This window comes from Leifsonia sp. KNZ12-8B (genome assembly GCF_056755495.1).
On sequence record NZ_JBPGXM010000002.1, the window covers coordinates 1 to 26,064 of the forward strand.

Below are 26,064 nucleotides of genomic sequence, written 5' to 3' on the forward strand. Positions count from 1 at the left end.
AGATGTGTATAAGAGACAGCCCTCCACCGGCCCGCCGCCACCCACTGCCCGTACTGCGCCCTCCAGTGCGCGATGACGCTGACGCCCGACCCGGCCGCGGCGACCCCGGTGACGGTGGCGGGGAGGATGTTCCCCACCAACCGCGGCGGCCTCTGCAAGAAGGGCTGGACCTCCGCCGAGCTGCTGGCGGCGCCGGACCGGTTGACGACGCCGCTGGTCCGCCGCGACGGCGAGCTGCGGCCGGCGACGTGGGAGGAGGCGCTCACGCTGGTGGCGGACCGGCTCACCGCGATCCGGCGTGAGGACGGACCGGACGCGGTCGGCGTCTTCGGCGGCGGCGGGCTCACCAACGAGAAGGCGTACCTGCTGGGCAAGTTCGCCCGGGTGGCGCTCGGCACCTCCCGCATCGACTACAACGGCCGGTTCTGCATGGCGTCCGCCGCGGCCGCCGGGACCCGCGCCTTCGGCATCGACCGCGGGATGCCGTTCCCGGTGACCGACCTCGACGACGCGGACACCATCCTGCTTCTGGGGTCGAACGTCGCGGCGACCATGCCGCCCTTCATCGGGCACCTCGCGGGCGCCCGCGCGGCGGGCGGCCTGATCGTGGTCGACCCGCGGCGCTCCCAGACCGCGCAGCTCACGGACGAGGGCGGCGGGGTGCACGTGCAGCCCGCTCCCGGGACGGACCTGACGGTGCTGCTGGGACTCCTCCACGTCGTCCTCGCCGAGGGCCTGGCCGACGAGACGTATCTCGCGGAGCGCACGACCGGCTTCGACGCCGTCCGCCGGTCGGTCGCGCCCTGGTGGCCGGAGCGGGTGCAGGAGCACACGGGCGTCCCGGTCGCACAGCTGCGGGAGGTCGCGCGGCGGCTCGCCCGCGGGCGCGGCACGTACATCCTCACCGGACGCGGGGTGGAGCAGCACGTCGACGGCACCGACACCGCGACGGCCGCGATCAACCTCGCGCTCGTCCTGGGCCTCGTCGGTCGCCGCGGGTCGGGCTACGGCACGCTCACCGGGCAGGGCAACGGTCAGGGCGGCCGGGAGCACGGCCAGAAGTGCGACCAGCTGCCGGGGTACCGGAAGATCGCCGACCCGGCCGCGCGCGCCGCGGTCGCCGCGGTCTGGGGTGTCGAGCCGGACTCGCTGCCCGGTCCGGGCGTCCCCGCGGTCGAGCTGCTCGGGATGCTGGGCCGGCCGAGCGGTGTGCGCGCGCTGCTCGTGCACGGCTCCAACGTCGTGGTCTCCGGGCCCGACGCCGGCGCCATCCGCGCCGGGCTGCGCTCGCTCGACCTCCTGGTGGTCAGCGACTTCGTGCTCTCCGAGACGGCGGCGCTGGCCGACGTCGTGCTCCCGGTGACGCAGTGGGCGGAGGAGGAGGGGACGATGACGAACCTCGAGGGACGGGTGCTCCGCAGGCGGCGAGCGCTGGACGCTCCGGAGGGCGTGCGGAGCGAGCTGCGCATCCTGGCCGAGCTCGCCGCACGGCTGGGAGCCCCGTCGGCGTGGCCCACCGACCCTGCCGCCGTCTTCGACGAGCTGGCACGGGCCTCCGCCGGAGGCATCGCCGACTACTCGGGCCTCAGCCACGCCCGCCTGGACGAGCTGTCCTCGAGGGACGAGGCCGCGCACTGGCCGTACCCCGCGGGGTCGGCGGGCACGCCGCGGCTCTTCCTCGACCGCTTCGGCCATGACGACGGCCGTGCCCGGCTGGTGGCGGTGCGGCCGCGCGAGCTCGACACGGGCCGGACGCCGGGCGCCCTCACCCTCATCACCGGGCGGCTGCTGGAGCACTATCAGTCCGGCGCTCAGACGCGGCGCGTCCCGGAACTCGTCGCCGCCCAGCCGGAGGCGCGGGCGGAGCTGCACCCGGCCACGGCGGCCCGCCTCGGCATCGGCGACGGCGACCCTGTGCGCGTGCGCAACGCGCGGGGCACGGTGACGGCGGTCGCGCAGCTGAGCGACGGGATGCGGATCGACACGGTGTTCCTGCCCTTCCACTTCGGTGGGAGGCAGTGCGCCAACCTGCTCACGGAGGGCGCCGTCGACCCGATCTCGGCGATGCCCGAGTTCAAGCGCACGCTCGTCACCGTCGAGGCCACGCGAGAGGGGATCGCGTGACGAGACCGCTGCGCATCGTCCTGATCGGCTACGGGCCGGTGGGGGCGCGCCTGGTGGAGGAGCTGCTCCCCGCGGTGACCGCCGGCCAGGCCTCCCTCGTCGTCGTCGGCGCCGAGGACGAGGACGCCTACAACCGCGTCCTGATCGCGGAGTACGCGGTGGGAGCCGCCTCCCGCGACCGCCTCGACCTGACCGACACCGAGGCAGCCCGGGAGGCGGGCGTCGACGTACGCCTCGGCGACGTGGCGGTGCGGATCGACCGGGTGCAGCAGCGGGTGCTGCTGGGCAGCGGCGCCGAGCTTCCGTACGACCGGCTGGTGCTGGCGACGGGCGCACGTGCCAACATCCCGACGCTCGACGGCCTGCAGCACGCGCGCCGCGAGCGGCTCGCCGAGCCGGCGCCCGAGCTCGATCGGGGGCCACGTCCCCTCCCGCGCGGGGTGGTCGCGCTCCGCGACCTCGCCGACGCCGACGCGGTCGCGCCGGTCGTCGCGGGCGGCGGCACGATCGTGGTGCTCGGCGCGGGCGTGCTCGGGATGGAGTTCGCCCTGCTCGCCGCCGAGCACGGCGCCCGGGTCGTGGTGGTGCACCACGGGCCGACGCCGATGGCCCGCAACCTCGACGAGGCGGGAGGGCGCATGCTGACGCGCTCGGCCAAGGCGCTCGGGATCGGCATGGCCGCGCACGCACGCGCCGAGAGCATCGGCTTCCGCGACGACGAGGCGGGCCGCGCCTTCGACGGCGTCGGCTGCGCCGACGGCACGTACATCCCCGGCGACCTGCTGGTCCTCTCCTGCGGGGTCGGCCCGCGGATCGAGCTGGCCGCCGCGGCGGAGCTGGCCTGCTCGGCCGGCATCCTCGTCGACGAGGAGCTCCGCAGCTGGAGCGACCCCGACGTGTTCGCCATCGGCGACTGCGCCCAGGTCGCCTCCCCCGAGGACGCGGGGCCGGACGGACGGGTCCCCGGTGCGCCCAGCGGCCTGATCGGGCCGGGATGGCGACAGGCGGCCGCGCTGGCCCGGCGGCTGCGCGCAGAGGCCGCCGGCGGAGCGGCCGGGCCGGACGCCGTGGTCGCCCTCCGCGAGCGCTCCACCGCCGTGATGCTGAAGGCCACCGGGATCGATGTCGTCTCCGGCGGCGACCACGCGGCGGAGCCGTGGGACGCCGACGCGCAGGTCACGGTGTGGCTCGACCCCGCCCGCGCCGCGTACCTCAAGACCGTGGTCCGCGACGGGGCGCTCACGGGCTTCGTCTCGGTCGGGCTCCCGCATGCCGGGGCCGAGCTCACGCTGCTCTTCGAGCGCGGCGCCGCCCTGCCCGCCGAGCCGTCGGCACTCCTCCGGCTCGACGCCGCCGACGCGGGCGCGCTGCCTGCGGCCGACCCCCTCGGACCCGACGCGACCGTCTGCTGGTGCAACGGCGTGACGGCCGGCCGCATCGGCGAGGCCGTCGCGGCGGGCAGCGACTCGGTGGAGTGCGTCGGCCGCGACACCAGGGCGGGCACCGGGTGCGGCGGCTGCAAGGGGCGCATCGCGGCCATCCTCGCGGCGGCGGCATCGGCGGCGGGGTGAGCGGCGGGATGAGCAGCAGAGTGAGCGGCGGCCGGGTGAGCGGCGGCGGGACGATCGGCGCCGGGATCCTCGGCGGCACCAGCAGCGCCGCCGCTCAGACGTCGAGCCGGTACCCGCGCTTGACGACGGTCGCGACCAGGCCGGGCGTCGCGAGGCTCTGCCGCAGCCTGCTGAGCGAGACCTCCATCGCGTGCTCGTCGTTCTCCCCGGCCAATGCGACGGCGAGCTCGTGGCGCGAGACCACCGCGCCGTTCGCCGCCACCAGGGCGCGGAACAGCGAGAGCGACGCCGGGGTGAGCCGCACGGGCATCCCGTCGACGATCGCCAGGCTGCCGCGCAGCTCGACGTCGCCGTGCCGGGTCGTCACGCGCCGGGTGGCCTGCGCCTCCAGGTGCTCGCAGACGAGCCGGATCAGCGCGCCCATGCGGTATCGGTCGGGCTGCAGCGGCGTCACGCCGACGCCGATCAGCGGCGCCGAGGTCACCGGGCCGACGGTCGCGGCGACCACGTCGCTCCTCAGCGCGTCGACCAGCTCGGTGTACCGGCCGCGGGCGAGCGCCGCGCAGAAGAGCCCGTCGACCGCCGGGGCGCTGGTGAAGGTCACGCAGTCGAGCTGGCGGGCGGCGATCGCCTCCACGAGGCGGGTCACGCGTTCGTCGCCGTCGTCGGCGACCGACCACGAGTACGGCGCGACCGCGAGCACGCTGTGCCCCGCGTCCCGCAGCCGCTGCAGCTGGCCCTCGTCCGTCTGGCCGTGCAGCTGCACGGCGACGGTGCGACCGGCGGGATGCTCGGCGATGACCTTGCTCACCAGGGAGGCCGTCGTCTCCTCGTCGCTCATCCCCGCGTCGTCGAGGCCCGCCGCGCGCACCGCGCCGCGCGCCTTCGGGCCGCGCACCAGGATGGTCGCGCCGGCGAGCACGCGCTGCAGGTCCTCGCCGAGACCGGCTGAGTCGGCGACCTCGAACCAGCGCCGCATCCCGTAGCTGGTCGTGGCGAGGAGGAGGTCGGGCAGCGCCGCGATGATGCTCTCGGTGTCGGCGATGACGGGAGCGTCGTCGTGCGCGTGCTGCATCTGCACCGTCGGCGCGTGCAGCACCGTGGCACCGCGCCGCTCGAAGGCGTCGATGAGGTCGGCCGAGCGGCGGTCGCTGGTCACGCCGATGCGGAAGCCCGCGAGCTGATCCGGGCGGAAGGCGGGAGCCGCGCCCCTGTCGTCCGTCATCTCAGCCTCCCGCCGCCGCCGCGTCCGCGAGCGCCGCCGCAGCCGCGGCGTCGCCGTCGCGGGCGAGCGCGACCACCTCGCCGATCACCACGACGGCGGGCGAGGAGACTCCCGCCCTGGCCGACTCGGTGAGGATCGTCCGCAGCTCGCCGAAGGTGGTGCGCTGCCGCGACGAGAAGCCGCGCTCGACGATCGCGACGGGCATCTCCGGGTCCATGCCGAAGCGCGCGAGGCCCGCCGAGATCGACGGGAGGTTCGTGATGCCCATGAGGATGACGATCGTGCCGCCCAGGCCGGCCAGGTGCTCCAGCTCGCCGGGCGAGAGCGGCGCGTGCCCGGAGACGACGGTGAACAGCCGGCTCACGCCGCGGTGGGTGACCGGGATGCCGGCCGCGCCGGGCACCGCGATCGCGCTCGTCACTCCCGGCACCACCCGCACCGGGACGCCGGCGCGACGGCAGGCCTCGGCCTCCTCGCCGCCCCGGCCGAAGACGAACGGGTCGCCGCCCTTGAGCCGCACCACGGTCGCGCCCGCCAGCGCGTGCTCGACCAGCAGCCGCTCGATCTCGCCCTGCGGGATGGGGTGGTGCCCCGGCTGCTTGCCGACGTCGATCAGGCGGGCGCGCGGAGCGAGCTCGACCAGCGTCTCGTGCGGCGCCAGGCGGTCGTAGAGCACCACGTCGGCCGCGGCGAGCGCCCGCACGGCCGCGACGGTCAGCAGGTCGGGATCGCCGGGCCCGCCGCCCACCAGGGTGACCGAGCCGACGGTGGTCCGGTCCGGGTTCGTCCGGTCCGCGTTCATGCGTCCACCTCGTCCCTGCCCCGGACCGGGAGGCTCGCCCCGGCCACGAGCACCGGCCCGGTAGCGAGGCCCGCCCGGCGCTCCTCCTCGGTCGCGGGGCGCAGCTGCCCGCGCTCCTCGACCCGCGCCACGGAGGGGTCCGGCGTGCCGGGCGCGTTCACGAACGAGCGGAAGCGCCGCAGCCGCTCGGGGTCGCGCAGCGTCGCCGCCCACTCGTCCTCGTACGTGTCGATGTGCTTGGCCATCGCCGCCTCCAGCTCGGCGCCGAGCCCGAGCGAGTCCTCCACGACGACCGCGCGCACGTGGTCGATGCCGCCCTCGAGGTCCTCCATCCAGCGGGCCGTGCGCTGCAGCCGGTCGGCCGTGCGGATGTAGTACATGAGGTAGCGGTCGATGTAGCGGACCAGCGTCTCGTCGTCGAGGTCGGAGGCGAGCAGCTGGGCGTGGGCGGGCTGGAAGCCGCCGTTGCCGCCGACGTACAGGTTCCAGCCCTTGTCGGTGGCGATCACGCCGACGTCCTTGCCCCGGGCCTCCGCGCACTCGCGGGCGCAGCCGGAGACGCCGAACTTGAACTTGTGCGGCGCCCTGAGCCCGCGGTAGCGCAGCTCCAGGTCGACGGCCATGCCGACCGAGTCCTGCACGCCGAACCGGCACCAGGTGGAGCCGACGCAGCTCTTCACGTTGCGCAGCGCCTTGCCGTAGGCCTGGCCCGACTCGAACCCGGCGTCGACCAGCCGGCGCCAGATGTCGGGCAGCTGGTCGAGCCGCGCGCCGAACATGTCGATGCGCTGGCCGCCGGTGATCTTCGTGTAGAGGCCGTACTCGGTCGCGACCTCGGCGATCACCGCGAGCTTCTGCGGGGTGATCTCGCCGCCCGGGATCCGCGGCACCACCGAGTACGTGCCGTCCTTCTGCATGTTCGCGAGGGCGCGGTCGTTGGTGTCCTGCAGCGGACCGCGGCCGCCGTCGAGCGGATGGCCGTTGTGCTGGCTGGCCAGGATGGAGGCGACCGCCGGCTTGCAGATGTCGCAGCCGAGCCCGGTGCCCAGGCGGCCGACCGTCTCCTCCCAGCTGGTGAGCTCGAGCACCCGGATGGACTCGAACAGCTCCTGGCGCGAGAGCTCGAAGTGCTCGCACAGCGCATGCGACACCGTTGCGCCTGTGCGGGTGAGCTCGGCCTCCAGGATCTTCTTCACCAGCGGGACGCACGAGCCGCATTGCGTCCCCGCCCTGGTGCAGGCCTTGAGCTCGCCGAGGTCGTGGCAGCCGTCGTCGGCGACGGCGCCGCGCACGGTCCCCACCGTGACGTTGTTGCAGGAGCAGACGAGGGCGTCGTCGGGCAGCGCCCCGCCCGCGGGAGGCTCGGCTCCGGCGGCGGAGAGGTAGGCCGCCGGCTCCGCGTCGAGCTCGCGGCCGAGCAGCGGTCGCAGGCTGGAGTACGGCGCCGCGTCGCCCACGAAGACGCCGCCGAGCAGCGTCTTGGCGTCGTCGCTCACGACGAGCTTCTGGTACAGGCCGCGTGCCGGGTCGGCGTAGACGATCTCCAGCGCGCCCGGCGCCGCGGCGAGCGCGTCGCCGAAGCTCGCGACGTCGACTCCGGAGAGCTTGAGCTTGGTCGCGTCGTCCACCGTGGTGAAGGTCGCGTCGCCGCCGAGCAGGCGGTCGGCGACCGTCTCCGCCATCGCGTTCGCGGGCGCCACCAGTCCGACGGTCCGCCCGTCGATCGCGGCGACCTCGCCGATGGCCCACACGGCCGGGTCGGAGGTGCGGCACGCCTCGTCCACGACGATCCCGCCGCGGTCGACCGTCTCGATCCCCGCCGCCCTGGCCAGCTCGTCGCGGGCGCGGATGCCGATCGCGAACACCACGATGTCGGCCGGCACCGTGCGTCCGTCCGCGCAGCGCACCGCCGTCGGGAGCCCGTCGTCGCCCCGCAGGATCTCGCGCGGCCGGGTGCCGAGGTGCAGGTCGATCCCGCGCGCCGCGATGAGCCGCCCGAGCGCCTGCCCGGCGCCCTCGTCCAGCTGCGCCGACATGAGCCAGCCGCCCGAGTGGATGATGACCGCCTCCGCACCGAGCGCCGCGACGCCTCCCGCCGCCTCCAGCCCCAGCAGCCCGCCGCCGGCGACCGCGACCCGCGGGGCCCGGCCGAGCCGCTCGCGCAGGTCGGCCACCTCGGCCACGAGGGCGTCGACGTCGTCGATGGTGCGGTAGACGCGGCACGCCTCGGCCCCGGGGATGTCCGGCACCGGAGCGGACGAGCCGGTCGCGAGCACGAGCTGGTCGTAGCCCAGCACGGCTCCGGAGCTCGTGGTGACGGTCCGCGCGGCGCGGTCGATCGCCGTGACGGCCTCGCCGATGCGCAGCTCGACCCCCGCGTCCGACCAGTGGGCCACCGGCTCCAGCGTCAGGTCGACGGCGCCGTCCGCGAGCCGCTTGCTCAGCTGCACGCGGTCGTACGGGAGGTACGGCTCCTCGGCGAGGACGACGATGGAGCGGTGGGCGCCGGAGTGGTCGGTGCTGCTCTCCGCGCCGCGCGAGACCAGGGCGTCGACCAGTCGGTGGGCGGCGGGTCCGCCCCCCACGATCAGCGTGCGTTCGGTCGTCATGCGGGCCCCTTCCCCGTCCGGCGGCTGGCGCCGCACCAGGGCGGACGTCGCTGCCTGGTGCCTTCCGAGCGTAGGTGCGGGCGGTTTCCCGACCGTTTCGGCGGTGTAACCGGGCGTTAACACGGGCCGCACACGGACGGGGCGCGGGTGTGAGGCGGGTGTCACGCGGACGTTACAGCGCGCGCCGCCTCCCGAAACATCCGCGCTCTAGCGTCGGAGCATGACGATAACCGGGAATGACGTGCTGGCGGCAGGAGGAGGCTCGGCCGTCGGCGGCGCGGCCGACCGCGGCACGGCCGAACGCGCCGAGTTCGAGCGGTTCGCGGCCGGGCGCGCGACCTGGCTGCGCGCCTGCCGGGTCGACGACCTGGAGCCCACGTGGGGCGAAGCCGTGCTGCTGAGGATGCGCCAGATCGCCGTCTTCCTGCTCGGCCCGCGCGAGGTCTACGCCGTCTCGCACGAGGACCCGGCGGCCGGCGGCGCCCCCGTGATGGCCCGCGGCATCGTCGGCTCGCGCGGCGACCGGCCCACCGTGGCCTCCCCGCTGCACAAGGAGGTGTACGACCTGGGCACCGGCGAGTGCTTCAGCGACCCCTCCCTCGCCCTCACGACCTTCCGCACCCGCATCGTCGGCGGCTTCATCGAGATCGAGGTCGGCGATGACTGAGCGCGCCGCCACCGCGGCCGTGCTCGCCTCCCACGGCACCGCGTCGCCGGAGGGCCAGCGGGCGGTGCGCAACCTCGTGGACGCGGTCGCTCGTGCGCTGCCGATCCCCGTCCTCGGCTGCCACGTGGACGTGGAGCAGCCGGACGTCCCCACCGCCCTCGCCTCCGCCTCGGCGCAGGCCGACCGGGCGGTCATCGTGCCGCTGCTGCTCTCGGCCGGCTTCCACGTCTTCGTCGACCTGGCCGACACGGCCGCCGCCTCCCCCGTGCCCGCGACGGTGGCCCCGGCGCTCGGCCCGGACCTCCGGCTCGTCCAGGTGCTGGCCACCCGTCTCGTGGAGGCCGGCTACCGCCCCGGCGACGAGGTCGTCCTGGCGGCGGCCGGCTCGACCGACGCGCGTGCGGTCGCCGACTGCCACCGCACCGCCGCCCTCCTCGCCGGTCGCCTGGCCGCGCCGGTGACGGTCGGATTCATCTCCGCCGCCGCACCGTCCCTCCCGGACGCGGTCGCCACCGCACGGCACCGCACGCCGGGAGCCCGGGTGCTGATCGCGACGTACCTCCTCGCGCCCGGCTACTTCGCCACACTCGCGGAGCAGGCGGGAGCCGACGTCGTCACCGCCCCGCTGCTCACGCCCGAGTCGACGCCGCAGGAGCTGGTGGACGTGGTCCTCGACCGGGTGGAGGCGCTGGCCCCGGTGCCGGCGCACTGAGCGGCGCGGCCGACACGCACGCGGACGGGAGCCTCAGGCGCTCCGCTCGAACAACGACCTCCCCGGCACGGCCTCCAGCAGCTCCTGCGTGTACGGATGCTGCGGCCGGGCGAACAGCTCCGCTGCCGGCCCCGATTCGACCAGCCTGCCCCGGCTGAGCACGGTCACATCGTCGGCGATCTGCTGCACGAGTCCGAGATCGTGCGAGATGAAGAGGTAGGTCAGGCTCCGTTCCTCGCGGAGGTGGAACAGCAGATCGACGATCTGCGCCTGGACGCTCACGTCGAGGGCCGAGGTCGGCTCGTCCAGCACCAGGATGCGCGGCGCGACGACGAGGCTGCGGGCGAGGGCCACGCGTTGCCGCTGGCCGCCCGAGAGCTCGATCGCGCGGCGCCCGAGGACCGACGTGGGCAGCGCGACCGCATCGAGCGCCTCGATGACGCGGGCATGCCGGGCGCGAGCGGTCGAGCCCCCTGCGATCCGGAGCGGTTCGGCGATGATCTGGCCGACGGTGAACCGCGGATCGACCGCGGCGAGCGCGTTCTGGTAGACGAGCAGGAGGTCCTCCGGGCGCTGGTTGAAGGGGGCGGGATCGCGTGCGACCTCGCGCCCGTGCACCGCGACGGCTCCGGACGTGTACGACGTGAGCCCGGCGACGATCCGCGCCAGCGTCGTCTTTCCCGACCCGGATTCACCGACCACCGCGTGGACCGAGCCATCGGAGACGTCGAGCGACACGTCGTCGAGGGCCACGACCTCCGTGCCCTTGGCGGAACGCGGCGGGAAGACCTTGCCCAGCCCGCGCACGCTGACGACGGGTTCGCGTTCGACGGCGGCGAGGAGCCGTCGATGCGCGTACTTGTCGGGCGCCGCTGCGGGCACGTCCAGGAACAGGCGCTGCGTGTACTCGTGCTGGGCCCCCGCGAGGAGGTGCTCCACGCGCCTGTGCTCGAGGAGGTCGCCTCCGTTCAGCACGGCGACGTGGTCGCTGCGCTCGGAGGCGAGCGCCAGGTCGTGAGTGATGAACAGCACGCCCAGGCCGCGCTCCGCGCGGAGCTCGTCGATGAGGTCGAGGATGCGCTTCTGCACCGTGACGTCGAGAGCGCTCGTCGGCTCGTCGGCGATCAGGAACACGGGATCGGCCGCGATGGCGGTCGCGATGAGCACACGCTGCAGCTGGCCGCCCGAGAGCTCGTGCGGGTACGACCCGAGCCGCTGCCCGGGATCGGCGATGCCGACCCGGTCGAGCAACTCGATGGCGCGGTCGCGCGCCTCGGCGCGACCGAGTCCGCGCCGCCCGACGCGGATGGCCTCGCCCAGCTGATCGCCGATGCGCTGCAGCGGGTCGAGCGAGCTCAACGGGTCCTGCGGCACGTAGCCGATCGTCGTTCCCCGCAGCGGACGCCAGTCGCGAGGCCGGAAGTGCGTCACGTCGGTGCCGGCGAGCTCCACGCGACCGGACGTGACCCGGCCTCCGGCGGGCAGGAGCCCCGAGACCGCCCGGGCGATCGTGGTCTTGCCGGAGCCCGACTGGCCGACCAACGCGAGGGTCTCGCCGCGGCCGAGGGTGAAGCCGACGTCGCGCACGACCTCGGTGGCACGACGGCCGGAGCCGTACGCGACACGCAGGCCGGAGACGGCGAGGAGGGGGAGTTGTTCAGTCACGGGTCCGTCCATTCCGCGCGGTGCTGCTGAGCTGGTTGATCGCCCACACCGTGAGCGCGATCGCGATGCTGGGGAAGACCACCAGCCAGGGCGACGAGGTGATGTACTGGCGGCCCTCCGAGACGAGGAGCCCCCACTCCGGCTGGGGCGGCGGGGCCCCGTAGCCGAGGAAGCTGAGCGCCGAGATCCACAGGATCGCCGTGCCGAACTGCAGGGCGGCGAGTGAGAGCACGGCCGAGAACGAGTTCGGGAAGACGTGCCGCCAGAGCACGTAGGAGGGACGACCGCCGATGTGGCCGGACGCCTCCACGAACGGCAGGTTCGTGACCGTCAGCACCTGCGACCGCATGACGCGGGTGAAGGTGGCGACCGACGAGACGCCGACAGCGACGGCCGCGTTGAGACTGCCGAAGCCGAGCGAGACGACCACGACCATGGCCAGCAGGAGGCCCGGGATGGACAGCAGCGCGTCGACGACGCGGCTGATGACCGCATCCACGGCCCCGCCGGCCGCGGCCGCGACGAGACCGAGGAATGTGCCGATGCCGAGTCCGACCACGACGGCGACCGCCGAACCGAGCAGGGTCCGGCCGGTCCCGTGGACGATGCGCGCCCAGAGGTCGCGGCCCAGGTAGTCCGTGCCGAGCCAGTGCTGCGCGCTCGGGGCGGCCAGGATGTTCGCCTGATCGCCCGCGAGCGGGTCGTCCGGGGCGAGCAGGCCGGGCGCGACCAGGGCTGCCACCAGCACGAGGAGCAGGGCGATGGCGATCCCGTCGACCCAGCCGAGGCGGCGTACGAGCCGGCGCAGGAATGGTGCGAGCGGCGATCCGCCCGGCCGCCGTCCGGCGATGCCGGGTCCGGTGGTGAGGATGGTCCTCGTCATGCGTGCACCTCCGCGGTCTTCTTCGCCCGCCGCCGCCCGTCACGCGGCGCCGACGCGACGATCCGCGGGTCGAGCACCGGGTAGGCGAGGTCGGTGATCAGGTTGATGGCCAGGTAGACGGCCGAGACGATGAGCACGATCGCCTCGATCGTCGGGGTGTCCTGGTCGCGCACGCTCGTGTAGGTGAAGTAGCCGAGGCCCGTGCGGTTGAACACCGTCTCGACGATCACAGAACCGGCGAGCAGGTCGCCGACGATGAGTGCGAGCAGCGTGATGGACGGGATGGCGCCGTTCTTCAGGACGTGCCGGAGCGCGATCCCGCTCGGCGAGACGCCCTTCGCGGTCAGGACGGTCACGAACGGCTGCGTGGACGCGTCCCCGAGGCCCTGGATCAGCACCTGGCTGAGTGCGCCGCTCGAGGCGAAAGCCAGGGTGAGGGCCGGCAGGATCAGCGAGACGAACCCTTGATCGGTGATCGACGAGACCCAGCCGAGCTGGAACGAGAACACGAGGATCAGCACGTAGCCCACCAGGAAGCTCGGGGCGGAGATCGACAGCACGGGGACGGCGCGCGCCGCATCCCGGAGCGGCTTCCATGGCGCGAACGTCGCCAGCAGAGCGATGCCCAGCGAGAGCACCACGGTGAACAGCAGCGCGAGTCCGGCGAGAGCGAGGGTCTGACTGAGCGCCTGCCCGATCAGGTCGGCGACGCTCTTGCCGTTCGTGAGCGAATACCCCAGGTCGCCCCGCACCAGCCGGGAGAAGTACAGGAAGAACTGCACGATCGCCGGCTTGTCGGTGTCGTAATACTCGCGCAGGCCGTCGGCCGTGGATTGCGGGAGCGGGTTGACCGGGTTGTCGATCTTGTTGTCGATCGGGTCGCCCGGCAGCACGAACAGCGCGACGAACGTCAGCGCGTAGACGATGAACATGACGACGAGGGACTGCCCGACCCGTCGCAGGATGTAACCGGCGGAGGGCATGCTCAGGGCACGCTCACGTTCGAGAACAGCGGGAGCGCGCCGTCCGAGAGCTCGAAGCCCGTGATCCCTGGCCGGACGACGAACACCTGGCTGTCGTTGAGGATGGGGATGACGTACGCCTTCTCGGTGACCAGGTGGTCCTGCGTCTGCTGGAGCAGGCTCGAGCGCTGCGCGTCGTCGACGGCGGTGATCTGATCGTTCAGCAGCTTCTCGAGCGTCGCATCCGCCCCCTTGAGGCCCAGAAGGTCGGAGCCCGCCTTGCCGTAGTACTCGATCAGCCCGACGGAGGGGTCGGGATGGGGCCAGCCGACGCGCAGGAAGCCCACCTCCTTGTCGGCGAAGGCCTTCGCCCAGTAGCTCGAGTAGTCCAGCTTGTTCAGCTCCAGCTCGATCCCCAGCTGTTCGAACTGGCTCTGCACGGCCTGGAACAGCGCGTTCGCCGTGTTGTCGTAGACGTCGATGTACGTCTTGAGGTGCAGCCGGGTGCCGTTCTTCGTGCGGTACCCGCCGGAGTCCCTGCCGGTCCAGCCCGCCTGGGTCAGCAGCTTCTCGGCCGCGCTCGGGTCGTACGAGAAGGCCGCCGAGACATCCTTGTAGCCGAAGGTGTGCGGCGACAGCACGCTCGTCGCCGCGGTCCAGCTGTCGGTGTAGATGTCCTTCAGGATCCGGTCGCGGTCGATCGCGTGCGACAGCGCCTGCCGTACGCGGATGTCGTCGAGCGGCGGCGTCGTCGTGCGCAGGAACCACTGGTTCGAGAGCCCCACACCGGACTTCGCGATGATCGTGTACTTCTGCTTCGCCAGCGCGATCTCGTCCTTCGGCTCGACGTAGCGGAGGATGCCGGCCTGGCCGGACCGGACCGCCCCCAGCCGGACGGCGTCGTCCTCGGTGGGGATCCACACGATCTTCTGCAGCTTCGACTCGCCCTGGTTCTTCGCGCTCTTCGGCGCCCAGGCGTAGTCCGAGCGGCGCTCCAGCACGTACTGCTTGCCGTACTTCTCGGACGCGACGCGGAACGGGCCGCTGCCGATCAGCTTCGTGTACTTCACCTGCTGATCGTGCGTCGCGTCGATCGTCGCGTTCGCGACCAGGCCGGCGCTCCACGAGGTCAGCACGTTCAGGAAGGGTGCGTACGGGGTGTCGAGGTGGACGCGCACCTCGCGCTTCGCCTCATCCACCGCCACCGAGATCGCCCGGGGGAACTGGCTGTTCGCCGAGATGCCGTTGCTGCTGTCGCCGTTCACCTGCCACTCGAGGTTCTTCTTGACGTTGGCGACATCGAGCGGTGTGCCGTCCGAGTACGTGATGCCGTCGCGGATCACGAACGTGTAGTCGCGGCCGTCAGCGGACTGCGTCCACGTCTCGGCGATCCACGGCTCGAGCTCGTAGGTCGTGGGGTTGCGGTTGATCAGCCGGTCGGTGAGGTTCTGGATGAGGTCGCGCGTCTGCCAGGTGCCGGACTCCTGCACCTGCGCAGAGGTCGGGATCTCGGGGTCGAGGTAGGTGAGGGTGCCGCCTCCGGCTCCCGCGGCCGGCACGGCCGAACTCTCGGTGGTGCATCCGGCGAGCAGGGTGGCGCTCGCGATGCCGAGTGCCGAGAACGCCAAGAAGTTGCGCCGGTTCAGTGCACGTGCGCCGAGGGTCTCGAGCGGTGAGGAGGCCATCGATCGTCCTTTCATCGGGGTGTGAGCGACGACTATCCCGGCGGTCGGGAAGCGCGGTCGAGCGGGCGTTTCGGTTTGTGACGTTCCTTACGGACCGTGACGTCGGCACGTGACGCGAGCGGCGCCGCCTGCGTAACGTGCCGCACCATGACCTCCCCGACGACCCTCGCCCCGCCCCGTTTCCGCACGCGCCTGGACGCTCTCGACCCCGTCATCCACGACCTCTCCGCCGAGCTGCAGGGAACGACGGCGCAGCGGGAGCGCGACCGCGAGCTGCTCCACGACCCCGTCCACCGGCTGGTCGACGCCGGCTTCGGCGCGGTCCGCGTCCCCGTCGCGCTGGGCGGTCTCGGCGGGTCGCTCGAGGACCTCTTCGAGCGCCTCGTGCACCTGGCCGCCGTCGACCCGAACCTCGCGCACGTCTTCCGCGGGCACATCGGATTCGTCGAGAGCCTCCACGCCGAGGCCCGCCGCAGCTGGGCCGACACCTGGCTCGCGCGGGCGGCGGACGGCATCCTGGTCGGAAACGCCCAGTCCGAGCGGAGGGCGACCGCCGACGTCGCGGCGACCATCGCCCGCACCGCCGACGGGTTGCGGCTCACGGGCACCAAGTACTACACGACGGGGAGCATCTACTCGGACTGGATCCTGCTCACGGCGAGCCTCGACGGCGAGCGCGTCAACGTGCTCGCCGACGCCGCGCAACCGGGCGTCGCCTCGGTCGACGACTGGGACGGCTTCGGCCAGCCGCTGACCGGGAGCGGGACGACCGTGTTCACGGACGTGCCGATCGGGCCCGCCGACATCATCGCCTGGAGCGACGAGGACGACGGCGCGGGCGAGTACGTCGCCGCGGTGTTCCAGCTCACGCTGCTGGCCGTCCTCGCGGGCATCGCCACGGCCGCCGTGCGCGACACGGTCGAGTTCGTGCGACCGCGCCGCCGCATCTTCGGGTTCGCGTCAGAGGCGCGGCCGCGCGACGACGCGCTCGTGCAGCAGGTCGTCGGCCAGGTCAGCAGCGCCGCCGACGCCGCCCGCCGTCTGGTGCTCTCCGCTGCGCGCGAGCTCGACGGCCTGAGGGCGCGGCCCGACCGGCGTGAGGCGTTCCGCGAGTCGGCCCTCAGCGTGTTCCGCGTGCAGCAGATCGTGCCGGGGATCGTCCTGGATGCGACCACCGAGCTCTTCGAGGTCGGCGGCGCGAGCGCGGTGGGGAACGGGTTCGCGCTCGACCGGCACTGGCGCAACGCACGCACCCTGTCGTCGCACAATCCTGCACGGCAGCGCGCCCGCTCGATCGGCGAGTGGGAGCTCAACGGCACGTTCGCGACCTGGGGACGCGAGCACACGCCGGCCGGGGCACGGGAGTCGGTGCAGTAGCGCCCGCGTCAGCCCTCCCCGAACGCGGCGCGGCGGAAGCCGCGGGCGCGGTGCTCGTCCGGCAGGAAGGGGCCCTTCCCGAACACCTTCTCGCGCAGGGTGCCCTCTCGGTACTCGCTCTGCATGAGCCCGCGCTGCTGCAGCACCGGCGTGACATGGTCGACGAAGTCCTCGAACGACCCCGGCGAGACCACGTACTGCACGTTCATCCCGTCGACGCCGGCGTCGTTCCACGCCTCCACATGGTCGGCGATCTGCTCCGGCGTACCCACCACCCGGAGGTTCCCGAACCAGCGGACCAGCTCGCCGATCGTGTACCGCGGGTTCGGCGACATGGCGATGAGCTTGCCGACGATGCCCTCCCGGCCCTCCGGGCGCTTCGCGATCTCACTGATCGGCTCCTTCGGATCAAGCCGGCTGAAGTCGTACCCGAGGAAGACGCTCTGCTTCGCCAGGTTGGCGTCGATGCTCTGGAAGTCCGTGATCTCCTCGTGCAGCCGGCGCGCCTCCTCCTCGGTGCTGCCCACCACGAAGCCGAGGATGCCGAACAGCTTGACGTCGTCGGCACGGCGGCCGTGGCGGACGGCGGCCGCTCGCACATCCTTCACGACCGGCTCGGCCTCGGCCGGGCTGAGCGCGTTGATGAAGAGGCCCTCCGCGTTGCGTCCGGCGAAGTCGCGGCCGCGCGGCGAGACCCCCGCCTGGATGAGGAACGGCGTGCGCTGCGGCGAGGGCTCCGTGAGATGCGGGCCGACGACGTCGTAGAACGGTCCGACGTGGTTGATCTCGTGGATCTTGCCGGGATCGGAGTACTGCTGCCGCGCCGTGTCCCGCACGACGGCGTCATCCTCCCAGGAGGCCTCCCACAGCTTGTAGACGACGTCGATGTAGTCGTCGGCGCGGGCGTAGCGGTCCTCGTGCTCCGGCAGTCCGCCGAAGCCGAGGTTGCGTCCAGCGCCGGGCAGGAACGTCGTGACGATGTTCCACGCGATCCTGCCCCGCGTGAGGTGGTCGAGCGTCGACATCTTGCGCGCGAACGCGTACGGAGGCTCCTGGAGGATGTTCTGCGTGAGCACGAAGCCCAGGTCCTCGGTGGCGTACGCCAGCGCCGGGATCAGCTCGCCCGGGTCGTTGATCGGGAACTGCATCCCGCTGTACACCGCACGCTCGCGCGAACCCTCGAAGGTCTCGTACGGCGCCAGCACGTCGGCGAAGAAGAGGGTGTCGAACCGTCCGCGCTCGAGCAGCCGTGCTACATCGGCCCAGTAGTGCACGTCGTTGTACCGCAGCTGCTCGCTGCCCGGCCACGCCCACATGCCCTGGTCGTGGTGGGAGACCGAGAAGATGTTGAAGGCGTTGAAGATCATGCGCTCGCGATCGGCCATGCTCACGCCACCTCCGCCTCGTCGGCCGGCACCGGTTCGACGCCGAGCACCTCTTTGCCGATCTCGGTCGCGAGCACCTCGGTCGAGTAGGCCATCAGCTGCCCGGCCTGCGCGTTGCGGAGGTGGCGCTGGATGGGCGACTGCTTGAGGTATCCCGATGCACCGCCCACCCGGACACCGAGCTGGGCGACGTCGACCGCGATCTTGTTGGCGAGGTACTTGGCGCGCGACAGGTTGGAGAAGAACTCGGGCCTCCCGGCGTCGGCCTCGGCGAGGGTGCGCTGGAAGAACGCGTGCACGGCCTCGAGGCGCGACTGGGCGTCGGCCACCTCGTGCTGGATCCACTGCTGGTGCGAGAGCGGCTTGCCGAGGATCGCGCGATTGCGCGCGTGATCCACGAGGGCGCCGAGGGCGGCGTCAGCGATGCCCAGCGAGATCGCGGGCAGACCGGCGGGCACCGCGGCGAAGTCGCCGGGCTGCGGCGAACGGCCGCGGAGCTCCTCGCGCAGGAGGGTGCCGCTGAAGGAGAGGAGCTGGCTGCGGGTGGCACGCAGGCCCAGCGTGTCCCAGATCGGGATGATCGAAACGGTGTCGTCGGGGATGACGGCGAAGAAGGTGGGCGCGCCGTCGACGAGCGCGTTCACCAGGAGGTAGTCGGCGATCTCGCTTCCTGACACGAACCGCTTGGTGCCGTCGAGCAGCCAGCCGCCCGCGGCGGGGCGCGCCTCCTGCTGCGGATTGAGGAAGCGGTTGCCGCTCGTGGGCTCCGACAGGGCGTTGGCGAAGCGCTTGCCGGCCAGCAGCTCGTCGGCGAAGAAGCTGCCCTGGCGCTCGCGGGTCAGCTCGGCCAGGCCGACGGCCGCGCCGGTGTGCATGGTCACGAGCGTGGCGGTGGAGGGATCGGCGGCGGCGAGGATCCGCACGGCTTCGCCGAAGGCCTGATAGCTGATGCCGGTGCCGCCGAGATGCTCGGGCAGCACGGCCGCATCCAGTCCGGCGTCGTGCAGCGCGGTCAGGTTGCCGACAGCGATCTCGGCCCGATCGTCGTACCCCGCGGCCTCGGCCTCGAAGCCGGTGGCGAGCTCGCCGATCGCGTCGAGCAGCTCGCGCTCGCGGGCGGGGAGGTCATGCAGGCTGTTCGGGGCGGTCATCGGACTCCTTCTGGTTCGGGTGCTGGGGTGGGGAGCGGCACGGCGGCAGAGCGGGTCGCACGTGTCCGGCGCCAGACGCGACGCGAGACCACGCAGAGCACGACGAGCGTCGCGAGGTACGGGAGCGCCTGGAAGAGCTCGACCGGCAGGCCGAGGCTCTGCGTCTGCGCCAGCAGGGCCAGGCTGTTGAAGAACGAGAACAGCAGGGCGCCCGCGATCAGTCCGGCGGGGGTCCTGCGGCCGATGATGACGACGGCCAGGGCGATGAATCCGGTGCCACCGGTCATGCCGGGCGAGAAGGTGCCGATCTCGGCGAGCGGGACGGTCGCGCCCGCGAGCCCCGCGAAGCCTCCGGCGATGATCGCCGCCACGACGCGGAAGCGGACCGAGGCGATGCCCCGCGTGCGCGCCACCGCCTCGTCGTCGCCGACGGCTCGCAGGCGCAGGCCGAACCGGGTGTGATCGAGGACCAGCCAGGAGAGCACGACGAGCACCAGCGAGAGATAGAAGAAGAGGCCGGCGCCGGCCAGGCCCGGTCCGATCACCGGGACCGCTTCGATCAACGGAAGATGCAGCGGCGGCTGCGTCTGCACCGTCTGATTGGTGTGCCCGGCCGGGTTGAGCACTTGGTAGAGGAAGACGCTCAGGCCGCTGCCGAGGAGCCCGATCGCGATTCCCACGATGATGATGTCGGCCTTGCCGACGGCCGACGCCAGGCCCACCAGGAGTCCCGCCACCAGTCCGACCAGGATTCCCGCGAGGGCGCCGACCCACACACCGCCCAGGTGCGAGCCGAGCACCCCGAACACGGCGCCGAGCAGCATCATGCCCTCGATGCCGACGTTGAAGCCGCCCGTGCGCTCGAGGAAGATCTCACCGAGGCCGGCGATCACGATCGGCGCGCAGAGGGCGAGCGCGCCGGACAGCACGACGGTCCAGAAGTCCACCGGGCTCATGCCGCCACCTCCGCCCTGGCTGCGACCGCGTCTGCGCGCTCACGGCCGGTGATCTTGACGGCGGCGAGCGCGAGAGCCGCCGTGAGCAGCAGGATGCCCTGCGTGACGGTCCCGATCGCGGTCGGCACCGTCCCCGTCGCGATCTGGATGCCCGCGGCGCCCGTCCCGAGGGACGCGTACACCACCGCGGCGATCGCGATGCCGATCGGGTTGCCGCGCCCGAGCACGGCGACGGCGAGACCGGCGAAGCCGATGCCGCTCGAGACGTCGGGCTCGAGTCGCTGCGTCACGCCCGCGACCTGCATCCACCCGGCCAGCCCCGCCGCGGCTCCCGACACGATCATGGCGGTGAGGACGGCGCGGCGCGGGGTGAGGCCGAGGCGGGCCGCGAGCAGCGGGCGCGACCCGTAGACGTCCAGCACGAACGCCTGCCGCGTCCGCGACCACCACCAGAGGACGACGAGCAGGACGGCGACGAGCACGATGCCGACGTGGATGCGCCCCGACACCGGCAGCATGGGGAGCTGGGACGGCACCGGCAGCGGCGGGCTCTGCGGGCTCGCGTTGGTCGCCGGGTCGCGGAGCACCGTCCGGAGGAGGAAGGTCAGGAGCGACACCGCGAGGTAGTTCGCGAGAAGCGTGAACAGGATCTCGGTGACGCCCCAGCGCAGCTTCGCGACGGCGGCGGGGAGCGCCCACAGGACTCCGCCGACGATCCCGGCGACGGCGCCGAGCGAGAGGGCGATGACCGGGCTCACCGACGGGCCGAGCAGCAGAGCGAGCGCGGTGGAGAGGACGGCACCCACGATCGCCTGGCCTTCGGCTCCGATGGTGATCACGTCGGCCCGCAGAGCCACCGAGACTCCGATGGCGACGAGCGCGAGCGGCGTCGCGTCGGCCAGGGTCTGCGTCAGGTTGTATCCGTCGCCGAACGCGCCGGTGAACCATCCGCTCACGGCGATCCCCAGGTCGCCACCGGTGGAGGCGACCAGCGCGAGCACGACGGCGAAGCCGGCGACCACGTACAGAGCCGCGATCAGGTAGCCGCGCCGGCGGCGCGCGAACGCGAGCAGGTCACTCATGGCCGCCTCCGTCCGTCGGCGCCGTGCCGGTGAGCCCCGCCATGGCGCGGCCCACCCGGGAGCTGTCGAACTCGTCGGCCGCGAGCCGGTCCACGATGCGTCCCTTCGAGAGGATCAGGATGGTGTCCGCCAGCTCACGGATCTCGTCGGTGTCGGCGCTGACGAGCAGCACCGCTGTGCCTGCGGCGGCGGCCGCGCGGATCTCGCCGCGGATGACGGCGCCCGCATGCAGGTCCAGCCCCTGTGTCGGGCCGTGCAGCACCGCGACGGCGGGAGCGCCGTCGAGCTCGCGACCGACGAGCAGCTTCTGCTGGTTGCCGCCGGACAGCGCCCGTGCCGGCAGATCCGGGTCGGCCGGGCGCACGTCGTGCCGCTGCAGGAGGGCCGCGGTGAACGACCGCGCCGCCTTCCAGTCCACGATCCCCCTCCGGAGGAAGCGGCGACCGCTGCCGAGGGTCCTCAGAACCGCCGAACGTGTGAGCGGCGCGTCCGGGAGGAGGGCCTCCTCGCGCACCTCCGGGACGTAGGCGAGCCCTGCCTCCGCAGCCCTCTCGGGCCGGCCCGTGACGGCCGTGCCGTCGACAGTGACGGTTCCGGACTGCGGCGCGAGCACCCCGGCCGCCGCCTCGGCCAGGGCGGTCTGGCCGTTGCCGGCGACGCCGAGCACACCGACGATCTCGCCGCCGCGGACGGCGAGGTCGACATCGTCGATGCGCGCCCCGCCGCCCGGGGCGGAGACTCCGGCGAGTCGCAGGCGCGGCTCGCCGACGACGTCATGCGATCGCTTCGGGACTGCCGGGACGCTGCCCACCATGGCGTTGACGAGCTCGTCGTCGGAGACGTCGGCCACCCGGGCCGCGAGCGTCACGCGGCCGTGCGACAGGACCGTCACCTCGTCGGCGACCTGCCGCACCTCGTCCAGGCGGTGGGTGATCAGGAGGACCGCGTAGCCGCCATCGGCCAGCGCGCGCACGCGGTCGAACAGCGCGGCGGTCTCGAAGGGACCGAGCGCCGACGTCGGCTCGTCGAGCAGCAGGATGCGGGCGCCCTGGGCCAGCGCGATCGCGAGTTCGCCGAGTTGCCGTTGCGCGAGGCCGAGCTCGCGCACCCGGACGTCGGGCCGGACCGGCAGACCGGCCTGGTCGGCGGCCTCCCGCAGCAGACGGGCGGCACGCCCGCGACGGGCGATGCGCTCCGGCTGGCCGAGGATGAGGTTCTCGGCCAGGGTGAGCTCCGGGATGAGGCTGAGCTGCTGCGCGACCAGGCCGATCCCCCGCTCGATCGCCTCCTGCCGACCGGCGAAGGCCACCGGCTCGCCATCGACCGTGACGGCGCCCCGGGTCGGCCGCTCGAGCCCCGCCAGGATCTTCAGCGCAGTCGACTTCCCCGCACCGTTCTCCCCCACGAGCGCGTGCACTCCGCCCGGCGCCAGGCGCAGGTCGACGTCGTGCAGCACCTGGGCGCCTCCGAAGGATTTGGAGGCGCCCAGGAGCGCGAGAGCGGAGCCCATCGTGGTGCCGTCCCGTCCGATCAGCCGACCGAGGGAATCGTCAGCTCGCCGCTCGCGAGCTTCTTCGCCAGCTCGTCGACCTGCTCGGCGATGTCCTTCGGGAGGCCGGGAGCCGCGTCCACCGGGTTGATGTCGGCGAAGACGAGGCCCTTGTTGGCGATCGTCGAGGTGTACGAGTGGTCGCCGAAGTCGCCCTTCCCCACGTGTCCGACGATCTCCTCGAGCGTCGGAGTGAAGTCGAGCTTCACGAGGCCGATGTTGACCTGCTCGGCGTCGGAGGACGAGGTGCTCGACGCCCCCAGCGTGGCGATCCCGCCCGCCTTCGCGGCCGACAGCACGCCCGGGGTGTACCCCTCGGCGCCCGTGACGATCAGCTTGGCGCCGGCGGCGATCTGCGCCTTGGCGGCCTGGTTCGCGAGAGCAGGGTCCTCCCAGCTGCCCGTGAAGATCGGCTTGAGCTCGGTCGCTGCCGGGTTCGCGTCCTCGAGCCCGAGCGTGAGGGCCTTGTAGGTCGTCTCGTTGAACGGGGCCAGCTGGCCGTCGACGACGCCGACGGGCGACAGACCGGTCTTTCCGGCGACCCAACCGGTCAGGTAGCCCTGCTGGTCGCTGGCGTAGGTCCAGGTCTCGACGTTGGCGGTGGCCTTCTTCAGGATGTCGGCGGAGCCCGTGGCGACGAAGTGCGCCTTCGGCTGCTCCTTGGCGACGGTGAAGACGGAGTTCGCGAAGTCGAGGCCCCACCCGATGATGAGGTCGTAGCCCTGAGCGGCGTACTGACGGAACGCCGCCTCGGCGTCGGACGACGACGTCACCGATTCGCGGATCTGGGCCGTGATCTCACCCTTCTTCTCGAGGGCGTGCGCGGCGTCGGCCGCGTACTGGTTGAACCCGCCGTCGTTGGCCAGGCCGCCGAGGACCACGGCGACCTTCAGCTCGTGGGCGGACGGACCGTCGGAGCCTGCGGCGGCTCCGGCTCCGGAGGAGCAGGCGGCCAGCACGGCGACCACGGGGATCGCGACCAGCGGGGCGAGGAGGGAGCGCAGCTTCATGGCGGGCGCCTTTCGTCGGGTGTGCAGGGGCAGTCGCGGAATGGGGGGCGCAACTTGTCGACAAGTTTGCCCAGACCGCGGGCCGGGCGCGACGCGGGCCGAAACATAACGCCACACTCGACGCGGCGGCAGCGGGTCAGAGGCTCAGCGGGTCAGAGGCTCAGAGAGCGTCCCACGGCGGTCGCACGGTGCGAGCGAAGGAGTAGCGGACGACCTCGGGCAGATGATGCTCGAACGCGTAGAACAGGCGCCGGCCGCTCACCGAGACGCCGATCAGCTCGAACGTCATCACCGGGGTGCCCTCCGGCCGTTCCAGCAGGCCGGCCGCCTCCGCGTCGAGCGCGGCGGCCCCGGGCGTCGCGACCTCCCACACGAGCGGCTCGTTCCAGACCTGCGTGACGGCGGTGAACACCGAGTCGTCGAGCTCTCGCGGCTCGGCATCCGGGAGGAGGAGGTAGCCGGAGGCGAGCATGGCGGGCTGCCCGTCGGCCCGCCACCGCTTGACGCTCCGCAGCGCCGGGCTGCCGGGTTCGGCGTCGAGCAGCGCGGCGATCGCGGCCGGGAGCGGCTCCACCGCGGAGGCGAGGATCTCGACCTCCGCCCGATACCCCATCCGAGACAGCAGCACGGTGTGCTCGAACTGGTCCTCCAGCCGCACGCTCATGCGGAGCCCGACGTGATCCACCGTGGTGGGTGCGCCCTGGCGGCGGCGGAGGATGCCCTGCCGCTCCAGCTCGGCGAGCGCATTGCGCAGCTGCTGCCGCGTGCACCCCAGGCGGGCGGTCAGCTCCAGCTCGCCGGGAAGCGCCGCATTGGCCGCAGCCGCCTCGCGGACCTCCCGGAGGAGCTCGTTGTGCAGGCTGCGGTCGGTCACGATCCCCGAATCTATCGGGCGGCGGCCGCGGAGCGCAGTCGGGCCTCCAGGCGCGCCTTCGTCGTGTCGTCGGCGAAGCAGGCGGCGATCGACGCCCGGGCGAATCCGATCAGGTCGGCCTCGTCGAGGCCGAAGGTCTCGGCGCACACGGCCCAGTCGGCCTCCAGGGTCGTCCCGAGAGGCGCAGGGTCGTCGGTGTTGATCGTCACGTTCACGCCCGCGTCGCGCAGCGTGACGAGTGGGTGCTCGCGCCAGTCGTCGTAGATGCCCAGCACCACGTTCGAGCGGGGGCACACGCCGAGCGGGATCTGGGTGTCGGCGAGGTACCGCAGCAGCTCCGGGTCCTCGACCGCCCGTACGCCGTGATCGATGCGCTCGGCGTGCAGCAGGCGGATGGCGTCCCACACGCCCTCCGGCCCGCTCGACTCCCCCGCGTGCACCGTGCGGCGGAATCCGGCCGCCTCCGCCAGCGCGAACGCCTCCGCGAACCGGGCGCTCACGCGGCCGGCTGCCCGCTCGTCGCCGTCGATCGAGAGCGCGACCACGCGCCGGGGGCGCGCGTCGGTCATCCACTCGACGACGTCGCGCGCCTCGGAGGCCGACTGCTGACGCAGCAGCGAGTAGCACAGCCGCACCTCGGCGAGGCCGTCCTGCTCGGCCTCGTCGAGGCCCGCGGCCAGCGCGTCGAACAGCTCGGGCACGCGCCCGGCCCAGGCGCCCCAGTGCGTCGGGTTGATGATCGCGTCGGTGTAGTCGATGCCGGATGCGGTCTGGCGCGCGGCGAAGGTGTAGGCGTGGCGCGCGGCCTGCTCGGGAGTGCGGACGAGCCCGCACTCCCAGTCGAGGAAGCGCAGGAAGTCGGCCAGGTCGCCGGAACCGTCGCTCGCGTCGTGCGTGGACACGTCGAAGAGCGTGGCCGCGGGGCCCGGAAGCGGCTCTCCGGCGGCCTTCGCCAGGTCGAGGAGGTCGACCAGCTCGAAGTTGCCCTCGAGATGGACGTGCGTCTCGGCCTTCGGCAGGGCCCGGATCCAGGTCTCGTCGATGCGGCGTGCCGTCGCGGCGCTCCCGGCGGTCGGCGCGGCGGTGGTGGTCGTGCTCATGGGCGGCGGGATCCTTTCGGCGGGCGGCCCGCCGACTCTATTCGCCGCAGCAGCTTGTTGACAAGTTGGCTCACACGGCCAGCTGCGACGCCGTGCCGAGGCTGTGCCAGGTGCGGTTGTGGTACACCAGCGGGGCGGCCTCCTCGTCGCGCACATGCGACTGGAGGGCGTGCACCGCCACGATCGTCGACTTGCCGGCGCTCATCGTGTCGACGACGCGACCGCGGATCCAGGCGTGCGCGGCCGGGAAATACGGTTCCCCGGTGATCAGACGCGTCCAGATCCTCGTGTCGGCGAAGCGGTCGGCGCCGCTCGTGGCGCACAGCCGCGCCAGGTCCAGCTGGTCTTCGGCCAGCAAGTGCACCACGACGTTCTCGGCACGGAGCAGCGTCGGCGCACTCGACGAGTGCGCCGAGATCGAGAAGACGAGCAGCGGGGGTTCGGCGCTCACCGAGAACACGCTCGTCGCCGTGAGGCCGACCGGTCCTGCGCCGTCGTCGGCGGTGATGACCGCGACGCCCGCCGCATGGTTGCGGAAAGCGAGTTTGAACTCGTCCGGGGTGAGTCCCTGCGAGAAGCGGGCGCCGTGCTCCCGAGGGCCGGCGTGCTCCCGAGGGCCGGCGGTCTCTGCGGCGTGCACATCGGTCATGCGGGCTCCTCGGGACGATGCGTGGG

The 26,064-nt window shown here is 72.9% G+C and carries 20 protein-coding genes and 1 pseudogene; 5 read left to right on the forward strand and 16 right to left on the reverse strand.

What is annotated here, in order from left to right:
- Positions 1-33: 33 nt before the first annotated feature.
- A pseudogene (locus ACR9ZG_RS00320) lies at positions 34-2,124 on the forward strand (molybdopterin oxidoreductase family protein); the annotation flags it as partial.
- Entirely contained in the window at positions 2,121-3,695 is a 1,575-nt protein-coding gene (locus tag ACR9ZG_RS00325; RefSeq protein ID WP_481282824.1) for an FAD-dependent oxidoreductase, read from the forward strand. The pseudogene ACR9ZG_RS00320 and the gene ACR9ZG_RS00325, both read left to right, overlap by 4 nt.
- A gap of 94 nt (positions 3,696-3,789) precedes the next feature.
- Here ACR9ZG_RS00325 and ACR9ZG_RS00330 read toward each other — a convergent pair whose 3' ends face one another.
- Genes ACR9ZG_RS00330 through nirB form a run of 3 tightly spaced genes read right to left on the reverse strand, consistent with a single transcriptional unit; the run spans position 3,790 to position 8,331 of the window.
- Positions 3,790-4,920, reverse strand: coding sequence for a uroporphyrinogen-III synthase (locus ACR9ZG_RS00330; RefSeq protein ID WP_481282825.1), 1,131 nt, complete (start codon positions 4,918-4,920; stop codon positions 3,790-3,792).
- 1 nt (position 4,921) lies between these two features.
- Positions 4,922-5,722, reverse strand: a complete 801-nt coding sequence (gene cobA / locus ACR9ZG_RS00335) for a uroporphyrinogen-III C-methyltransferase (protein ID WP_481282826.1) — start codon at positions 5,720-5,722, stop codon at positions 4,922-4,924.
- Positions 5,719-8,331 carry a nitrite reductase large subunit NirB gene (nirB, locus tag ACR9ZG_RS00340; protein WP_481282827.1) on the reverse strand — a complete coding sequence of 871 codons (2,613 nt, stop codon included), beginning with the start codon at positions 8,329-8,331 and terminating at the stop codon, positions 5,719-5,721. The genes cobA and nirB overlap by 4 nt, the downstream gene beginning before the upstream one ends.
- 220 nt (positions 8,332-8,551) lie before the next feature.
- Here nirB and nirD point away from each other — a divergent pair, with 220 nt between their 5' ends.
- Positions 8,552-8,998 carry a nitrite reductase small subunit NirD gene (gene nirD / locus ACR9ZG_RS00345; protein WP_481282828.1) on the forward strand — a complete coding sequence of 149 codons (447 nt, stop codon included), beginning with the start codon at positions 8,552-8,554 and terminating at the stop codon, positions 8,996-8,998.
- Positions 8,991-9,710, forward strand: a complete 720-nt coding sequence (locus ACR9ZG_RS00350; RefSeq protein ID WP_481282829.1) for a sirohydrochlorin chelatase — start codon at positions 8,991-8,993, stop codon at positions 9,708-9,710. The genes nirD and ACR9ZG_RS00350 overlap by 8 nt, the downstream gene beginning before the upstream one ends.
- A 33-nt stretch (positions 9,711-9,743) precedes the next feature.
- Here the strand turns inward: ACR9ZG_RS00350 and ACR9ZG_RS00355 are convergent, their stop codons facing one another.
- Genes ACR9ZG_RS00355 through ACR9ZG_RS00370 form a run of 4 tightly spaced genes read right to left on the reverse strand, consistent with a single transcriptional unit; the run spans position 9,744 to position 14,905 of the window.
- Complete coding sequence (locus ACR9ZG_RS00355; protein WP_481282830.1) at positions 9,744-11,375, reverse strand: dipeptide ABC transporter ATP-binding protein; 1,632 nt, start codon at positions 11,373-11,375, stop codon at positions 9,744-9,746.
- The gene (locus ACR9ZG_RS00360; protein ID WP_481282831.1) at positions 11,368-12,258 is read right to left on the reverse strand and encodes an ABC transporter permease; all 891 of its coding nucleotides are present in this window, start codon (positions 12,256-12,258) and stop codon (positions 11,368-11,370) included. Before ACR9ZG_RS00360 ends, ACR9ZG_RS00355 begins: the two co-directional genes overlap by 8 nt.
- A complete protein-coding gene (locus tag ACR9ZG_RS00365; RefSeq protein ID WP_481282832.1) occupies positions 12,255-13,241 on the reverse strand; it encodes an ABC transporter permease in 987 nt (328 codons plus the stop codon). Before ACR9ZG_RS00365 ends, ACR9ZG_RS00360 begins: the two co-directional genes overlap by 4 nt.
- Positions 13,242-13,243: 2 nt before the next feature.
- A complete protein-coding gene (locus tag ACR9ZG_RS00370; RefSeq protein ID WP_481282833.1) occupies positions 13,244-14,905 on the reverse strand; it encodes an ABC transporter substrate-binding protein in 1,662 nt (553 codons plus the stop codon).
- A 147-nt stretch (positions 14,906-15,052) separates the two neighbouring features.
- On the opposite strand from ACR9ZG_RS00370, the gene ACR9ZG_RS00375 reads away from it, so the two are divergent.
- Positions 15,053-16,282, forward strand: a complete 1,230-nt coding sequence (locus ACR9ZG_RS00375) for an acyl-CoA dehydrogenase family protein (protein WP_481282834.1) — start codon at positions 15,053-15,055, stop codon at positions 16,280-16,282.
- An 8-nt stretch (positions 16,283-16,290) separates the two neighbouring features.
- Here the strand turns inward: ACR9ZG_RS00375 and ACR9ZG_RS00380 are convergent, their stop codons facing one another.
- The 9 genes from ACR9ZG_RS00380 to ACR9ZG_RS00420 form a co-directional block, all read right to left on the reverse strand.
- The gene (locus ACR9ZG_RS00380) at positions 16,291-17,667 is read right to left on the reverse strand and encodes an LLM class flavin-dependent oxidoreductase (protein WP_481282890.1); all 1,377 of its coding nucleotides are present in this window, start codon (positions 17,665-17,667) and stop codon (positions 16,291-16,293) included.
- A 2-nt stretch (positions 17,668-17,669) separates the two neighbouring features.
- The gene (locus ACR9ZG_RS00385) at positions 17,670-18,818 is read right to left on the reverse strand and encodes an acyl-CoA dehydrogenase family protein (RefSeq protein ID WP_481282835.1); all 1,149 of its coding nucleotides are present in this window, start codon (positions 18,816-18,818) and stop codon (positions 17,670-17,672) included.
- A complete protein-coding gene (locus ACR9ZG_RS00390) occupies positions 18,815-19,774 on the reverse strand; it encodes an ABC transporter permease (RefSeq protein ID WP_481282836.1) in 960 nt (319 codons plus the stop codon). Before ACR9ZG_RS00390 ends, ACR9ZG_RS00385 begins: the two co-directional genes overlap by 4 nt.
- A complete protein-coding gene (locus ACR9ZG_RS00395) occupies positions 19,771-20,856 on the reverse strand; it encodes an ABC transporter permease (protein ID WP_481282837.1) in 1,086 nt (361 codons plus the stop codon). Before ACR9ZG_RS00395 ends, ACR9ZG_RS00390 begins: the two co-directional genes overlap by 4 nt.
- Complete coding sequence (locus ACR9ZG_RS00400; RefSeq protein ID WP_481282838.1) at positions 20,849-22,366, reverse strand: ABC transporter ATP-binding protein; 1,518 nt, start codon at positions 22,364-22,366, stop codon at positions 20,849-20,851. The genes ACR9ZG_RS00395 and ACR9ZG_RS00400 overlap by 8 nt, the downstream gene beginning before the upstream one ends.
- Before the next feature lie 20 nt (positions 22,367-22,386).
- Positions 22,387-23,415 carry a BMP family ABC transporter substrate-binding protein gene (locus ACR9ZG_RS00405; protein ID WP_481282839.1) on the reverse strand — a complete coding sequence of 343 codons (1,029 nt, stop codon included), beginning with the start codon at positions 23,413-23,415 and terminating at the stop codon, positions 22,387-22,389.
- 160 nt (positions 23,416-23,575) lie between these two features.
- Positions 23,576-24,289, reverse strand: coding sequence for a GntR family transcriptional regulator (locus ACR9ZG_RS00410; protein ID WP_481282840.1), 714 nt, complete (start codon positions 24,287-24,289; stop codon positions 23,576-23,578).
- 11 nt (positions 24,290-24,300) lie between these two features.
- The gene (gene add, locus ACR9ZG_RS00415; protein WP_481282841.1) at positions 24,301-25,389 is read right to left on the reverse strand and encodes an adenosine deaminase; all 1,089 of its coding nucleotides are present in this window, start codon (positions 25,387-25,389) and stop codon (positions 24,301-24,303) included.
- A gap of 70 nt (positions 25,390-25,459) precedes the next feature.
- Positions 25,460-26,038 carry a flavin reductase family protein gene (locus ACR9ZG_RS00420; protein WP_481282842.1) on the reverse strand — a complete coding sequence of 193 codons (579 nt, stop codon included), beginning with the start codon at positions 26,036-26,038 and terminating at the stop codon, positions 25,460-25,462.
- Positions 26,039-26,064 lie beyond the last annotated feature (26 nt).